The sequence below is a fragment of the Xanthomonas sp. DAR33341 genome, from assembly GCF_003992815.1.
In the GTDB taxonomy this organism is placed as follows: domain Bacteria; phylum Pseudomonadota; class Gammaproteobacteria; order Xanthomonadales; family Xanthomonadaceae; genus Xanthomonas; species Xanthomonas cissicola.
The window spans coordinates 55,988-71,904 of the sequence record NZ_QEYV01000035.1 but is presented as its reverse complement, the minus strand read 5'-3'; the positions used below and the strand labels follow the sequence as shown (position 1 = coordinate 71,904).

Annotated in this window: 13 protein-coding genes; 11 read left to right on the top strand and 2 right to left on the bottom strand. The window is 65.0% G+C overall.

Features of this window, described 5'->3' with window-relative positions:
* The first annotated feature begins 32 nt into the window (after positions 1-32).
* The 4 genes from EO156_RS18030 (at position 33) to EO156_RS18010 (ending at position 3,853) form a co-directional block, all read left to right on the top strand.
* Positions 33-974, top strand: coding sequence for a LysR substrate-binding domain-containing protein (locus EO156_RS18030; protein WP_005925902.1), 942 nt, complete (start codon positions 33-35; stop codon positions 972-974).
* A 490-nt stretch (positions 975-1,464) separates the two neighbouring features.
* Positions 1,465-1,905, top strand: a complete 441-nt coding sequence (gene rnk / locus EO156_RS18020) for a nucleoside diphosphate kinase regulator (RefSeq protein WP_011050607.1) — start codon at positions 1,465-1,467, stop codon at positions 1,903-1,905.
* A 53-nt stretch (positions 1,906-1,958) separates the two neighbouring features.
* Positions 1,959-2,927, top strand: coding sequence for a transaldolase (tal, locus tag EO156_RS18015; protein ID WP_005923259.1), 969 nt, complete (start codon positions 1,959-1,961; stop codon positions 2,925-2,927).
* Positions 2,928-3,283: 356 nt separating this feature from the next.
* Positions 3,284-3,853 carry a type 1 glutamine amidotransferase family protein gene (locus EO156_RS18010; protein ID WP_003487521.1) on the top strand — a complete coding sequence of 190 codons (570 nt, stop codon included), beginning with the start codon at positions 3,284-3,286 and terminating at the stop codon, positions 3,851-3,853.
* Between the two features lie 422 nt (positions 3,854-4,275).
* Here the strand turns inward: EO156_RS18010 and msrA are convergent, their stop codons facing one another.
* Together msrA and EO156_RS18000 are read right to left on the bottom strand one after the other, a co-directional pair.
* Positions 4,276-4,926 (bottom strand): peptide-methionine (S)-S-oxide reductase MsrA, encoded by a 651-nt coding sequence (msrA, locus tag EO156_RS18005; protein WP_011050605.1) that lies wholly within the window; start codon positions 4,924-4,926, stop codon positions 4,276-4,278.
* Between the two features lie 95 nt (positions 4,927-5,021).
* Positions 5,022-5,537 carry an SgcJ/EcaC family oxidoreductase gene (locus EO156_RS18000; protein ID WP_011050604.1) on the bottom strand — a complete coding sequence of 172 codons (516 nt, stop codon included), beginning with the start codon at positions 5,535-5,537 and terminating at the stop codon, positions 5,022-5,024.
* Between the two features lie 442 nt (positions 5,538-5,979).
* Here EO156_RS18000 and gap point away from each other — a divergent pair, with 442 nt between their 5' ends.
* From gap to pyk, 7 genes are all read left to right on the top strand, one after another.
* Positions 5,980-6,981: a type I glyceraldehyde-3-phosphate dehydrogenase gene (gene gap, locus EO156_RS17995; protein ID WP_003490161.1), complete on the top strand. Its 1,002-nt coding sequence runs from the start codon at positions 5,980-5,982 to the stop codon at positions 6,979-6,981.
* Positions 6,982-7,189: 208 nt separating this feature from the next.
* Positions 7,190-7,660, top strand: coding sequence for a hypothetical protein (locus EO156_RS17990; protein WP_015463563.1), 471 nt, complete (start codon positions 7,190-7,192; stop codon positions 7,658-7,660).
* A gap of 195 nt (positions 7,661-7,855) precedes the next feature.
* Positions 7,856-10,702 carry a DUF2339 domain-containing protein gene (locus tag EO156_RS17985; RefSeq protein WP_016850490.1) on the top strand — a complete coding sequence of 949 codons (2,847 nt, stop codon included), beginning with the start codon at positions 7,856-7,858 and terminating at the stop codon, positions 10,700-10,702.
* Entirely contained in the window at positions 10,699-12,054 is a 1,356-nt protein-coding gene (locus EO156_RS17980) for a DUF3999 domain-containing protein (RefSeq protein ID WP_029829368.1), read from the top strand. The genes EO156_RS17985 and EO156_RS17980 overlap by 4 nt, the downstream gene beginning before the upstream one ends.
* A gap of 316 nt (positions 12,055-12,370) precedes the next feature.
* Positions 12,371-13,546, top strand: a complete 1,176-nt coding sequence (locus tag EO156_RS17970; RefSeq protein WP_005922388.1) for a phosphoglycerate kinase — start codon at positions 12,371-12,373, stop codon at positions 13,544-13,546.
* Complete coding sequence (locus EO156_RS17965; protein WP_016850060.1) at positions 13,543-14,187, top strand: HAD family hydrolase; 645 nt, start codon at positions 13,543-13,545, stop codon at positions 14,185-14,187. The genes EO156_RS17970 and EO156_RS17965 overlap by 4 nt, the downstream gene beginning before the upstream one ends.
* A 258-nt stretch (positions 14,188-14,445) precedes the next feature.
* Positions 14,446-15,912, top strand: coding sequence for a pyruvate kinase (gene pyk / locus EO156_RS17960; RefSeq protein WP_003487265.1), 1,467 nt, complete (start codon positions 14,446-14,448; stop codon positions 15,910-15,912).
* The last annotated feature ends 5 nt before the right edge of the window (positions 15,913-15,917 follow it).

Below are 15,917 nucleotides of genomic sequence, written 5' to 3'. Positions count from 1 at the left end.
GTTCCCCGTCACCGCAATGAAGGCTGCTGTATATGAATCTGCGTGACCTGAAATATCTGGTAGCCCTGGCCGACCACAAGCATTTCGGCCGCGCGGCGTCCGCCTGCTTTGTCAGCCAGCCAACGCTGTCCACCCAGATCAAGAAACTCGAAGACGAGCTCGGCGTGTCGCTGGTGGAACGTGCACCGCGCAAGGTCATGCTGACCCCGGCCGGCCGCGAAGCCGCCGTGCGTGCACGCAGCATCGTGGCCGAGGTGGAACAGATGAAGGAAGCCGCACGCCGCAGCCAGGACCCGGAAGCGGGCACGGTGCGTCTGGGCATCTTTCCCACCCTGGCCCCGTATTTGTTGCCGCATGTGGTACCGCGCATCCGCGAGCGTTTTCCGCGTCTGGAACTGCTGCTGATCGAAGAGAAGAGCGATCAGCTGATGCACCAGTTGCGCGAAGGTCGCCTGGATGCCGCCTTGCTTGCATTGCCATTGCAGGACGACCAGCTGCATGCCGAATTCCTGTTCGAAGAGCCCTTCGTGCTGGCAGTGCCGGAAAGCCACCCGCTGTCGCGCCACGACAGCATGACCCTGGACGACTTGTCCGAGCAGCGCCTGTTGCTGCTGGAAGATGGCCACTGCCTGCGCGACCAGGCGCTGGATGTCTGCCATCTGGCCGGCGCGCTGGAAAAATCCGAATTTCAGGCCACAAGTCTGGAAACCCTGCGTCAGATGGTCGCGGCCAATGTCGGGGTGACCTTGCTGCCGCTGCTGGCGGTCAAGCCTCCTGTTGCGCGCTCGGAAAACATCCGCCTGATCCGCTTCCGTGAAGACAAGCAGCCTAGCCGCCGCATTGCGATGGCGTGGCGGCGCAGTTCGGCAATGACCGCGTTTTTGGAGCAGCTGTCGCAGCTGTTCAAGGAATTGCCCGAGAGCCTGTTCACGCTGGATCAGCCTGCGCCAGGACCGAAGGCGGTGGCGGCTTAGGGAATCGGAAATCGGAAATCGGAAATCGGAAAAGCGTATCGCGGTTGCGGTCGCTTCGAGTGCCGGTTGGAGGTTTGGAATTGGGCGGCGCGCGAGCGTCGCTTTTTGTTTGTTTGTGCGCAGCGCTCTTGCCCGCAGGTTTGCTGCGCATCAATCCGCCGCTGTCTGTTGGACGCGGCTGGCGGCAGCACGCTGCCCACGCGACCATGCGATTTGCGAGCAGCGTTTTGGTTCGCTTGCTCGAGACTGATAGTGCGGTGTTTGCGGCATGCGGTGGAAGCGGGCTCGTTTGCAGCGGCCGTTATGCCCTCACCCTCCGATTGCCTCAACCGCAGCGCTTGCTCGCTGCACCAGGCCTGCAGCGCCTGCGTGGCAGCCCTTGCCAGTGCCTTGGGTCCGCAACATCCATGCATTGCGATCAGCCGCCGGCGCCCTCATCTTGTCAGAGACGCTTGCCATGTCGGCAAGCCGTATTCGTCAGGAGACTGCCATGACTTCGCAACACCACAGCGGCTTGCCGCCATCCATTCTGGTATCCAGCCGCGACCTTGCCCGGCTTGAGGCATTGCTCGATTCGCCAAGCTTCAACAAGCATCCCGCCGCCACTGCGCTGAGCGACGAACTGGGCCGCGCCCGTGTGCTGCCGCCCGACCAGATTCCCGGCGATGTCGTCACCATGCACTCACGCATCGAATGCGAAGACCAGTTGCATGGCGAACGGCATACGCTCACCCTCGTGTATCCGCATGAAGCCGATGTGCAGCACGGACGCATCTCGGTGCTTGCGCCGGTCGGCAGCGCGCTGCTCGGCCTGTCGGTTGGCCAGCGCATCGATTGGCGCACGCCCGACGGACGCGACCTGCGCCTGCGCGTGACTGCCGTGCACGAGCAACCCGCAGCGGCGGGCGACTTCCGGCGCGCAGCGCGCTAACGTAGCGCGCTGCGTCCTATCCCCGACCCGTTCCACGATTCGAGAGAACCCGCATGACTGCATCCCCCTCAAAGCTTGCCCAACTGCGTGAGCTGTCCGTCGTTGTCGCCGACACCGGCGATTACGACGCCATCAAGCGCCTGAAGCCGGTCGATTGCACCACCAACCCCACCCTGGTCAAGAAGGCGTTGGATCTGCCGGTCTATGCCGACCTGATCGAACGCGAGCTGGCCTGGGGCCGCGAGCACGGCGGCGACGATCGCACCGCCACCGTCAACGAAGTCGCCGACCGCCTGACCATCGGCGTGGGCGTCAAGCTGGCCGAACTGGTGCCGGGGCGCGTATCCACCGAAGTCGACGCCGATCTGGCGCACGACACCCAGGCCACCATCGCCAAGGCGCGCAAGTTCATTGCGATGTACGCCGAGCGCGGCGTGTCCAAGGACAAGATCCTGATCAAGATCGCCGCGACCTGGGAAGGCATCGAAGCCGCCCGGCAGCTGCAGAAAGAAGGCATCGACTGTAACCTGACGCTGATCTTCAACCGCTCGCAGGCGCTGGCCTGTGCCGAAGCCGGCGTGTTCCTGATTTCGCCGTTCGTGGGCCGGATCCTGGACTACTACGTGGCGCAGGGGCAGACCCCGGCCAGCATCGATGAAGATCCGGGCGTGGTGTTCGTGCGCACCGTCTACAACGAGTTCAAGCAGCGCGGCTCGTCCACGGTGGTCATGGGCGCCTCGTTCCGCTCCACCGCGCAGATCGAAGCGTTGGCCGGTTGCGACCGCCTGACCATTTCGCCGGACCTGCTGGAAAAGCTCGACGCCGAGCACGGCGAGCTGCCGCGCAAGCTCTCCCCGGCCCAGGCCGACAATGCCCAGTTCACCCCGATCGACAGCGATAACTTCGCTTCGGGCCTGGCCGCCGACCCGATGGCCACCGAGAAGCTGGCCGGCGGCATCGACACGTTCGCCAAGGACTTGCACGCACTGCGCAAGACCATTGCCGACAAACTCGCTGGCTGATCACGCAGCGAGCCTGTTCTGCACATAACGCCTGCAGCTGTTCGGCTGCGGGCGTTGTTGTTTTTGGAGCTTGGTTTAAATGGGGATGTGCGGCCAAGCGGGTCTGCGTCGCGATAACGGGTACGGATGCGGGCAGCTCGTGAATGGGGGATTGTCGCTTCCGCAGCCGGCTGTGCCGGGATCAACGGCAGCCGCATATCAGCGCGTCTGTACGACAGACAGAAGACCGCGGCCCAGCAAAGCCACACCTGCGCCGTGTGCCGCTTGGACCAAACGCCCTGCTCTCCACATATCGCTTACACCCGCGGCGCGCGCACTGCCTAGAATCCGGATTCCCTCAACTGGCGTAACGGACAATGGCAAACATTGCAGTGGTGATGGTCGACGGCGTGGCCGATTGGGAAATCGGCGTGGTGCTGCCGGCAGCACGCGAATGGTTCGGCGACCAGGTCGCCATTGCCAGTATCGACGGGCAACCGCTGCAGTCCATCGGTGGCCTGCGCATCACGCCGGAATTCGCCCTCTCCGATCTGGCGCCACTCGAAGCTGATCTATGGATCCTGCCCGGCAGCGAACGCTGGCAGGCCGGCGAAATTCCCGGGCTGAGCGGTTTGCTTGTCGAGCGCGTGCAGCAGCAGCGCCCGGTCGCGGCGATTTGCGGCGCCACCCTCGCCTTCGCCTATGCCGGCCTGCTCGATGAGCGCGCGCACACCAGCAACGCGCTGGCCTTCTTGCAGGAGCACGTGGTGCCGTACGCAGGCGCTGCGCACTATCGCCACGAAAAGGTCGTCAGCGCCGACGGCGTCATCACCGCACCCGGCACCAGCCCGGTGGGGTTCGCATTGGCGTGCATGCGGCAATTGCATCCGGAGCGCACCGACACGCTTGCCCAGTTGCGCGGCATGTTTGCCGGAGAATTCGTTTGATCCAACCGATTCAAGCCGGTACAGCTGATGCCCTGTCCTGGCTTACCGTGCTGATTGCTTGTATCGAGTCTCCATACCGTTGGCGGCGAATCATCAGGAGTAATTGCCCGCGCTGAGCAGCCTCCAATGATTTGCTGCCCCGGTCTTCTGCGGCGCTCGCCGCAACAACTCACACCACTGATTCGCTGTACAGCGTCGCCGAGCCGATTCACCTTACAAAAACGTATCGCCCCATCACCAGCGTGTGTTGCGACCTCCGCTCAAAAAAGATGGCCGCGCCGTCTCCGACGCAGCCATTCAAGTTGCCTAGCACGCACTCCCATGCGGTGCCTGATCGTGATAACGCTGCCGGTCACTGTCGGCCATCGGCACGCTGCCACGATCTTGTGGATGACAGCGTTTCAATCCGGCCCGCCTTTCCGTCAGGCATCCAGCCCGATCGGGCAGCTCACTCCCGTGCCGCCAAGCCCGCAATACCCGTTGGGGTGCTTGGCGAGATATTGCTGGTGATCGTCTTCGGCGTAGTAGAACGTGGGCGCCGGGAAACGGATCTCCGTGGTGATTTCGCCATAACCGGCTGCGGTCAGTTGTTGCTGATACGCATCGCGGCTGGCAAGCGCGGCGTCGTACTGCGCCTGCGTGGTGCAGTAAATCGCCGAACGGTATTGCGTCCCCATATCGTTACCTTGCTGCATGCCCTGGGTGGGGTCGTGGCTTTCCCAGAACGTACGCAGCAATTGTGCGAACGACACCGCATGGTCGTCGAACACCACCAGCACCGCTTCGGTGTGGCCGGTCTGCCCGGAACACACTTCCGAATAGGTCGCGTTCGGCGTCTGCCCGCCGGCGTAACCCACTGCTGTGGTGTAGACCCCTGGCACGTTCCAGAACTTGCGTTCCGCGCCCCAGAAACAGCCGAGCCCGAATTGCACCTGGGCCAGACCAGTGAATTCCCCGCGCAACGGATGGCCGTTGACCAGGTGCGTGTTATGCAGCGGCAGCGCTTGCTCGCGCCCGGGTAGTGCTTCGCCCGGGCGTGGCAGACGTTGTTTGAAGGCGCCGATTCCCAGCATGGTGCAGCTCCGCAATCGTCAGGATTGCCTGCTGGATGGCGCCGGCCAGAGCCACTTTCAAGCCTGCCCGGCCAGCGCCTGTCGTCCGCGCCGCATTACTTGGCCTTGGCAACCGCCGCGCGCGTGTCCACTTCCGGCATCGCCGAGCTGTGGTGGTTGATGATCAGCCACTTGCCGTCGCGCTTTTCGTACACGAAGGTGTAGCGGGCCTGCACGTTGCTCTTGTTGCCGGCCTTGTCGGTCAGCGTGAAGGTATACACGCCGGCATCCACGGCGCTGTCGTCATCGAGCACGCGCACGGTGCGGTAATTGACCACGCCCTGCGGCTTCTTGGTCAGGAACATCTCGAAGTAGTTTTCGATCTGTTCGCGCGAGGCGCGCACTTCGTTGGAGACCGTCGGCAGCAACACGCCGTCCGGTGCGTACAGGTCGGCCACCTTGTGCGGGTTGCCGGTGGCCAGCGCCGCATTCCAGGTGTCGAACAGCGCAGCGACTTCGCGCTCTTCGCCGCCGGCCGGCAGCTTGGCCTTGTCGGTGTAATGCATCACGCCGCCAGCCAGCGCCGGGGTGGCAGCCAGAGCCAGAACCAGAGAGAAGAGTGTGCGACGCATGGGGAATCTCCGTGTGATCGATGGGGGCCTCAGCAGGCAGGGTCAGTATCGAAATCCACGGGATGCCGAAATGCTGCTGTCCGGCATAGCGTTGAATATGCCTTTCAGCGTATCGATTTTAATTTAAGTGGCTGAAATATATGGAGTGTGGTGGCTTTCGGTGTGTTGGATGACGGCGCTGCATGCGATCAAGCATGAGGTCCTCGGTGATTGATCGGCCATCGATGCTGTAACGTGCGCGGTGACCGTTCATGCGCGCTCACTCCGATGGACCGAACGCATCTGCGGGTTGGTTCCTCGTAGAGCGTGGCGCAGAGCCCCGCTACCCGCTACCGAATCCCGAATCCGCGCCGCCCGCAACACGGCTGCGAACAAGTGACGCTGCTAGAATGACAGCCCCTTTCCATCCGCCGCGCTGTCGCGGTCGCAGGAGCTAGTGAACATGGCAATCAAGGTTGGCATCAACGGATTCGGTCGCATCGGACGCAACGTGCTGCGCTCTGCGGTGCAGAACTTCGCCAATGACATCGAGATCGTGGCCATCAATGACCTGCTCGAGCCCGACTACCTGGCCTACATGCTGCAGTACGACTCGGTGCATGGCCGCTTCAAGGCCGACGTCTCGGTCGACGGCAACACGCTGATCGTCAACGGCAAGAAGATCCGCCTGACTCAGGAACGCGACCCGGCCAACCTCAAGTGGGACGCCGTCGGCGCCGACGTGGTGATCGAGTCCACCGGCCTGTTCCTGACCAAGGAAACCGCACAGAAGCACATCGATGCAGGTGCCAAGAAAGTGATCCTGTCGGCGCCGTCCAAGGACGACACCCCGATGTTCGTCTACGGCGTCAACGACAAGACCTACAAGGGCGAAGCGATCATCTCCAACGCCTCGTGCACCACCAACTGCCTGGCGCCGTTGGCCAAGGTGATCAACGACAAGTGGGGCATCAAGCGCGGCCTGATGACCACCGTGCATGCGGCCACTGCGACGCAGAAGACCGTGGACGGCCCGTCCAACAAGGATTGGCGCGGCGGCCGCGGCATCCTGGAGAACATCATCCCGTCCTCCACCGGCGCCGCCAAAGCCGTGGGCGTGGTGATCCCCGAGCTCAACAAAAAGCTCACCGGCATGAGCTTTCGCGTGCCGACCTCCGACGTGTCGGTGGTCGACCTCACTGTCGAGCTGGAAAAGCCGGCCACCTACGCCGAAATCTGCGCCGAAGTGAAGGCACAGAGCGAAGGCGCACTGAAGGGTGTGCTGGGGTATACCGAAGACAAGGTGGTGGCCACCGATTTCCGCGGCGAAACCTGCACCTCGGTGTTCGACGCCGACGCCGGCATCGCGCTGGACTCCACCTTCGTCAAGCTGGTGTCCTGGTACGACAACGAGTGGGGCTATTCCAACAAGTGCCTGGAGATGGTGCGGGTTGTCGCCAAGTAAGTTTCTGGCGCAGTGATGAAACAGGCCCCGGCATGCCGGGGCTTTTCATTTGTCGGCGATGGATGTTGCGTTTCTTGCACTGCGGCGCCTTCGGTGGCTGCCCGGAAGTGGACTTTGCTGGACTCACGTGCGCTAATTCGCGCGCACGGCGGCCGTTCCCGTGTCGTGTACGAAGGATCGGGGAACTCCATGGATCGAGAGAAGAGTGATGAATAAGTTTTTGGCAGGCGCCTTGGCGCTGAGTGTGGTTGTTGCGTTTTCCGTGCCGTCCAACAGTTGGGCTGCAACAAAGCAGACCGGTACGCCGGCCTGGATGAATGCCGATGGTGAGGTGATCAAGTCGTCCGATGTCGAGGCGGGCTACGGCGAGACCGTCAAGGGAATCAACGATTACGAAGGCGAAATCACCGGCAAGCCAGCGCCTGGCAGCAAGTTCACCCAGCTGAAAATCGGCATGCCGATGAAGCAGGTCACCGACCTGATTGGTCAGCCGGACGACCAGGGTGCTTACGTGACCGGCAAGGCATTTATCCCGTTCTTCTTCGGTGGCGACCGCTACCGTTACGAAATGGCCTACAAGGGCCAGGGACGTCTGGTGTTCGCTGGCAAGTCGATGGGGACCGGCGGCAACCTGATCTGGATCATCCATAACAAGAACGATAGCGGTTACCGCGAATAACCGTTCAAAGCGCCCGGTTCTCCGGGCGTTTTCTTGTGTGAGGGATGCGCGCAAGCACGCATGCGACTGCAGCTTTCCGACGCTTCATCCATCGTCTGAGCGAGAGACTGTCTGCCCAGCCGCAGCCCGAGGCTGTATGGTGCGCGCATTCGGCTGGACGCCGGCTCGGGGATTGCTGCGTTGGAAACGATAATCGTGTTGGTGGCCCTGGTGCTACTCGCCGTGCCGGTGGGTGTGGTGATCGCGCTGGTGTGGATTGCCGGGCTGCGGCGACGGGTGGCGGCGCTGGAGCAGCGGCTTGCGCAGTGGCAGAGCAGTGGTGCCGGGCCTGCGGATGCGCCGGCGCAAGCACCCGCGGACGCGCAGGGCAGGGCGTGGGAGCAACCGGACGTGGCGTCCGATGTAGGCGCTGGTCCGGGCGCCGTCGCCGACAGCGATCTGCCTGGGTACCGCGCGTCCGTTGCAGCGGGTCAGGACGTTGGCTCGCCTGCGCTGGCTGCGGATCACCAGGCGGTTGGTGGGTCTGCCTCGGCGGTGCCGCCGCCCTTGCCGGCGCAGGCACCTGCAGATGCGATGGCGGGCAGTGCAAGCGCGACGTCGGAACGTCCCAGCGCGCAAGCGCAGGCGACGCGCGCCCAGTCGGCGCAACCGCAATCCGCACAACCGCAATCCGCACAACCGCAACCGCCTCGGCTTCCGGCCGCGCCCAGCGCCATGGCGCGCATGGCCAGCGCCTTGAAGCGTTGGTTCACCGAGGGCAATGTGCCGGTCAAGGTCGGCATGCTGGTCTTGTTGGCCGGCGTGGCGTCGCTGTTGAAGTACGCCAGCGATCAGGGCTGGATGCGCATGCCGATCGAGCTGCGCTTGGCCGGCATCAGCGTTCTGGCATTGGCCGGTCTGATCTTCGGTTGGACGCAGCGCGCGCAGCGGCCGGGGTTTGCGTTGGCGTTGCAGGGCGGCGCCATCGGTGGCCTGTTGTTGACGGTGTTCGCAGCCTTCAAGTTGTACGGCTTGCTCGATGCCGGAACGGCGCTTGGCATCAGCGTGGTGCTGATCGCAGGTATGTGCGTGCTGGCGGTGCTGCAGGATTCGCGCACATTGGCGGTGCTGGGCGTGCTGGCCGGTTTTCTTGCGCCGATCTGGTTGTCTACCGGCAGCGGCAACCATGTCGCGCTGTTCTCGTACTACGCCGTACTCAACGCCGGCATCGTGTCGATTGCATGGACACGCCCGTGGCGCGTGCTGAACCTGCTGGGGTTTGCTTTCACCTTCGGCATCGGCACCGCGTGGGGAGCGCTGCAGTACTCCCCGGCAAAATTCGCCACGACCGAGCCGTTCCTGTTGCTGTTCTTCGCCATGTACGTGGCGATTCCGGTCCTGCATGCGCGCCGCGGCGACGGTAGTGCCGGCAGGCTCATCGATGGCAGCCTGTTGTTCGGAACGCCGCTGGTGGCCTTCGCGTTACAGGCGCGCCTGCTCGAGGGCGATCGGCTGCCACTGGCGTTGTGCGCGGTGGCGGTGGCAGCGTTGTACGCGGGCCTGGGCAGTTGGCTGCTGCGCCGCGCATCCACGCGCTTGCTGGGCCAGGCGCACGCGATGCTGGCGGTCGGGTTCGCAACCCTGGCCGTACCGCTGGCGTTGTCGGCACGTGCCACTGCGAGCGTGTTTGCGCTGGAAGGCGTCGGTTTGCTGTGGCTGGGGCTTCGCCAACAACGGCGGATCTCGCAGGTCAGCGGTGTCGCGCTGCAGGTGTTTGCGGCGGTGGGTGTCGCGTTCGGTGTGGATGCCTGGCGCCACGATGCGGTCGCGGTGGCCAACGCAACCTGCATGAGTACCGTACTGCTGGCGCTGGCCGGCTGGGCCAGCGCCTGGTTCCTGCGCGATGCAGGACATCGGCGGCGTGCGCTGCTGGCATATCTGTGGGGACTGGGCTGGTGGACGCTGTGCGGCGTGCACGAGATCCTGCGTTTTGCCGATCTGCGCAGCGAGCCGGATCTGCTGCTGGGCTTGGTCGCACTCAGTGTATGGCTGGCGGCCGAAGTGCATCGGCGCCGTCCTGCAGCGGCGCTGGTATGGACGGCGATGTCCGGTCTGGCGCTGGCGGCGCCATTGGCGCTGTGGCAAGGCGCAGCGCACACCCAGCCATTCGCGCATTGGGGCGCGTTGGCATGGGGTGTGTTTGCGGTGGCGGGCGCGCGTGCGCTGTGGTGCTTGCGCACGCAGCAAGGCGCTGGCGCGATGGCGGCGCAGTTCATCTGGTGGCTGCTGTGGCCGTTGGTCGTCTCGTTGGGCGCGGCCTGGCTGGCCGATGCGTTCTTGTTGGCCAATGGCTGGCGTTGCGCCTTGCTGGCGGCGCCGTGGTTGCTGGTGGCGACGCTGGGGTTGTTGCGTTGGCCATGGCTGGCCTGGCCGCAGGGAACCGGCTTCGATCCTGCACGCAACGCGTTGCTGAGTTGCGTGTTCGCGGTATTGGGGCTCGGCTGGCTGCTCGCATTGCTGGATCCGGTGAGCGCTGCACCGTTGCCATGGCTGCCGTTGCTCAATCCCGCCGAGCTGGCGCAATTGGTGGTCCTGGCCTTGCTTGCGCGCTGGGCCTGGTCGGCACCCGCGCCGACATTGCTGCAGCATTGGCGCGTAAGTGCGCTGGGTGTGTCGGGGTGGGCGTTGATCACCGGCAGTACCTTGCACAGCGTGCATCACTGGGGCGGTGTGCCGTGGGATTCGGCGCTGATCGGCGCCACCTTGTCGCAGACCAGCCTCACCATCGTCTGGAGCGTGCTCGGCGTGCTGGGCTGGGTGATCGGTTCGCGTCGTGGGCAACGCGGGCTGTGGCTGGGCGGCGCGTTGCTGATGGGGCTGGTCCTGGCGAAGTTGGTGTTGGTCGACCGCCAGCATCTGGGCAACTTACTCGGCATCGGCTCGTTCATGGCCTATGGCCTGTTGTGCACCGTGGTGGGCTATCTGGCGCCGGCACCGCCGCGTGCGGTTGCGACCGAAGGTCATGCTGTCCAAGAGAACGGCGTCGAAAAGGATCGGGAATGAAAGCGATGCGATGGGCGCTACTGCTGATGGTGCCGATGTTGGCGCAGGCCAGCGATGTGCGGCAGGACTACCGCCAGCAGTGGCCGCTGCAGATGACCGGCTCGGATGTCGGCCTCTATCAGGTGACCTTGAATGCGGCGGTGTATCGCGCCGCGCACGACGCGGCGCTGCGCGATGTCACGGTGATCGACGCGCATGGACAAGAGCTGCCCACCGCCTGGCTGCCGATGGATACAGCGCCGGCGGCTGCGGTACGCCGTCAGCGCCTGCCCCTGTTTGCGCTACCGGCTGGTGCGGCGCCGGCCAGTGGCGACCTGCAGTTGATTGCCGAGCGCGATGCCAGTGGTGCGGTGCGCCGCCTGGAAGGCCGCTTTGCGACCGGGGCTGTCGCGGCGGGCCAGGGTGTCAGCTGGTTGATCGATGCCAGCGCGCTACGCGATCGCCCGCGTGCCCTGTTGCTGGATTGGGAGGGCGACATGCCGGTGCAGGCCCAGGTGCGCGTGGAAGGCAGCGACGATCTGCGCGACTGGCGCGTGCTCGCCTCCAACGCCACGGTCATGGCGCTGGACAATCAGGCGCAGCGACTGCAGCAGCGTCGTATCGCCCTGGACGATGGTACGCGTTACTTGCGCCTGGTCACTGCATCGGGCGAGTTGCCGGCATTGCGCGTGGTCGAGGCGGAGCTGGATGGCATCGCCATGTCCACGCCGCAACAGTGGCTGGACTTGCCAGGCACCGCAAAAGATGCAGCGCTGGTGTATGCCTTGCCCGGTCGTTTTCCGATCAGCCAACTGGATGTCGGCGGCAGTCAGGCCGAGGCGGTCGAGTGGATCGTGGCAAGTCGCGATACCGACGATGCGCCGTGGCTGCAGCGTGCCGGCCCATGGTTGGCGTATCGACTGGGCCAGGGCACGGCCGCCGCGTCGCCGCCGCAACTGCTGTCTGCGCCCGTGCGCGATCGCCAATGGCGGTTGGTCGCCGCGCAGGGGCGCAGCACCGCCGTGCCGATGCTGCGCGTCGGGTACCAGCCGGAGCGGCTGATGTTTCTTGCGCAGGGCCAGCCGCCGTATGCGCTGGTGGCCGGCAGTGCGCGTGCGCAGCGCACCGACGCACCATTGGGCGCAATGCTGCAGGCACTGCGGCGCGAACGCGGCGCACAGTGGCAGCCGGCGCAGGCCCGTCTGGCTGCGCAGGCACAGCCGCTGGCAGGCGAGGCCGCGCTGCAGCCGGCTGCCACGCCGCGCGACTGGAAGCGTTGGCTGCTGTGGGGGCTGTTGGTCGGTGGCGCCTTGCTGGTAGGCGGTTTCGCGGTGAGCCTATTGCGTAGTGCGTCGGCCGATCGCAACGGCTGACTGCGACCGCTTCGCACGGCGGTTTGCCGCTGCGGCGCGAAGGTCGGACAATGGGCGTCCCCCGTGACCAAGGCAGCCGTCTTGCCCGTCGTGTTCGACCAAGCATCCCGCGCCTCGCCAACCGCCTTGGCGGCCCCGCGCATGGTGGGTAAAGGGCGCCACGCGATCCGCCCGCTGGCGCAACGACATCGCGATGGCCATCCACAGCCAGTTGCCGCTGAGGCAAAGCGCTCACATGTTTGCACCGGCGCGTCTGCTGGGTGCTTCTGCATGACCATTCCCCACTCCCCCTTCCTAGACCGAACGAGCTGAGCCCATGTCCATTGTCCGCATGACCGACCTCGATCTCTCCGGCAAGCGCGTGCTGATCCGCCAGGATCTCAACGTGCCGATCGACAACGGCCAGATCACCTCCGAACAGCGCATCACCGCCTCGGTGCCCACCATCAAGCTAGCGCTGGAAAAAGGTGCGGCCGTCATGGTGACCTCGCACCTGGGCCGCCCCAAGGAAGGCAGCTGGACCGAAGAAGATTCGCTGGCGCCGGTTGCCACGCGTCTGGCCGCATTGCTGGGCGTGGACGTGCCGCTGGTGCGCGACTGGGTCGATGGCGTGGAGGTCGCGCCGGGCCAGGTGGTGCTGCTGGAAAACTGCCGCATGAATGTCGGCGAGGGCAAGGACGATGAGACGCTGGCGCGCAAGTACGCCGCGTTGTGCGACGTGTTCGTGATGGATGCCTTCGGCACCGCGCACCGCGCGCAGGCCTCCACGCATGGCGTGATCCGTTTCGCGCCGGTCGCCGCAGGCGGCCCGCTGTTGATGGCCGAACTCGACGCCCTGGCCAAGGCGCTGGACAACCCGGCCAAGCCCTTGCTGGCGATCGTGGCCGGCAGCAAGGTGTCCACCAAGCTGGAGCTGCTGTCCAACCTGGTCAACAAGGTCGACCAGCTGATCGTCGGCGGCGGCATCGCCAACACCTTCATCGCCGCGGCCGGGCATGCCGTGGGCAAGTCGTTGAACGAGCCGGATTTGATCCCGACCGCCAACCGGATCGTGGCCGATGCCAAGGCGCGTGGCGCCGAGATTCCGCTGCCCACCGATGTGGTCGTTGCCAAGCAGTTCCTGCCCGATGCGCAAGCCAGCGTGAAGTCGTTGGACGCGGTCGACGCGGACGATCTGATCCTGGATATCGGCCCGCAAACCGCGCAGCGCTACGCCGAACTGATCGCCAGTGCCGGTACCGTGGTGTGGAACGGTCCGGTGGGCGTGTTCGAATTCGAGTCCTTCAGCCACGGCACCGAAACCCTGGCGCGCGCGATCGCCAGCTCCAAGGCGTTCTCGATCGCTGGCGGTGGCGATACCCTGGCCGCAGTGGACAAATACGACATCGCCCAGGACGTCACCTACATTTCCACGGGCGGCGGTGCGTTCCTGGAGTTTCTGGAAGGCAAGACCTTGCCGGCGGTGGCCGCACTCCAGGCCCGCGGTCAGTGAGTGCAGCCACGCTGTTTTTCGATCTGGACGGCACGCTGGTCGATTCTGAGCCGGGCATCGTTGCCAGCATCGTGCATGCCTTCGACGAACTCGGCCAGCCGCGGCCGTCGGCGCAGACCTTGCGCGCCTGGATCGGCCCGCCGTTGCGCGATAGCTTCACCGAGTGTTTTACGGACGACCCGGAGTTGGTGCAGCGCGCGCTCGGGCTCTACCGCGCACGCTACGACGCGGTGGGCTGGACAGAACTCAGCGTGTTCGACGGCATCGGCGAGGTTGTCACCGGCCTGCAGCGCGCCGGTCATCGCCTGGCCGTGGTGACCTCGAAGAATGAGCGCTATGCGCGGCGCATCGTCGAGCATCTGCCCTTCGGCGCGTGCTTCGAGGAGGTGATCGGTGCCAGCGAAGACGGCGAACGTCGCTTCAAGCCGGACCTCATTGCCGAAGCGCTGCGCCGTTTGCAGATCGACAAGACCGGCTGCGTGATGATCGGCGACCGGCGCATGGATATCGATGGCGCCAATCACCACGGCATCCACAGCATCGGCGTGTTGTGGGGCTTTGGCGACGAGGGCGAACTGCGCACCGCCGGCGCCGGTGCGCTGGCACGCACGCCGGCTGAACTGGCGGCGTTGCTTCAGTGATGAGCAGTTCGCGTCGGCCGTTGCGTTCGCTTGGTCGACGCGCCTGCAAATGCGGTTCGCAGCGCGCAGAACACGCTTCACCGCTGCCGGGTTAGGGTGGCGACCGTTCGCCTTGCTCATGGCAGCGCGGGCGCAGGCGTACGTACTGTCCCGCACTGTCTGTAAGACATGCCGGAATCGGAGGAAGGCTATGCCGCAATGCCATCCTCGGTACGTGACGTGTGTGTTAAGTTTCGCGGCTTTTACAGGGAGGCCATCATGAAAGAACGTCAACGCCGCACCAAGATCCTCGCCACCCTCGGACCGGCAACGGATGCGCCCGGTGTGCTGGATACGCTGTTCAAGGCGGGCGTCAACGTGGTGCGCCTCAACTTCAGCCATGGCGACCCCTCCGGCCAGGCCAAGCGTGCCGCCGAAGTGCGCGCCGCTGCGGCCCGCGTCGGTGCCGAAGTCGGCATCCTGGCCGACTTGCCGGGCCCGAAGATCCGTATCGAACGTTTTGCCGAAGGCAAGATCAAGCTGACCATGGGCGATCGCTTCGACCTGGTGGCCGATGCCAACGCGCCGGCTGGCGACCAGACACAGGTTGGCGTCAGCTATCTGGGTCTGCCGCAGGACGTGACCGCCGGCGACGTCCTGCTGCTCGACGATGGCCTGATGCAGTTGCAGGTCACCGATGTGCAGGGCGCGCGCATCGTCACCAAGGTGTTGAACGATGGCGTGCTGTCCGACCGCAAGGGCCTCAACAAGCAGGGCGGTGGTCTGTCGCTAGGCGCGTTGACCGAACGCGACAAGGAACTGATCGGCATCGTTGCCAAGATCGGCGTGGACTTCATCGCGGTGTCGTTCTGTCGTAACGCGCAGGACATGCACGACGCACGTCAGATCGCCCAGCAGCATGGCTGCGATGCGCAACTGGTGTCCAAGATCGAGCGCACCGAGGCGATCGAAAACCTGGTCGAGATCGTCGAAGCCTCCGATGTGGTGATGGTGGCGCGTGGCGACCTGGGCGTTGAAATCGGCGACGCCGAATTGCCGGGCCTGCAGAAGAAGATCATTCGCGAATCGCTGGCGCAGAACAAGGTGGTGATCACCGCCACGCAGATGCTGCAGTCGATGGTCGAAAGCCCGATCCCCACCCGCGCCGAAGTGCTGGACGTGGCCAACGCGGTCATCGACGGCACCGACGCGGTGATGCTCTCGGCCGAGACCGCCGCCGGCGCCTACCCGGTGCGTGCGGTGGAAGCGATGGCGCGCATCTGTCTGGGGGCCGAACACCAGTTCGAGTTCGATACCGACTTCGAAGCGGCGCAACGCAATCTGCAGCGCGCCGACCAGGCGATTGCGATGGCGACCATGTTCCTGTCCGAGCACATCGGCCTGGGCGGCGTGGTGGCGTTGACCGAATCCGGCGGCACGCCGCGCTTCCTGTCGCGCTTCCGCTCCAATATGCCGATCTACGCCTTCACCCGTCACGATGGCGCACGCCGCCAGATGGCGATGATGCGTGGCGTGTTCCCGATCAGCTTCGACAGCCGCGGCCTGACCCCGCGCGAGGCCGCACGTGCGGCGATCCGCCTGCTGGTGGAGAACGAGCGCATGGGGCCTGGCGACCGCGTGGTCTTTACCAGTGGCGAGCACATGGAAACCCACGGCGCCACCAACACGCTGCGCCTGCTGGAAGTGGGCGAAGACGGCCGCGCCACCGGTCTGGGCGAGCTGTAACGCCT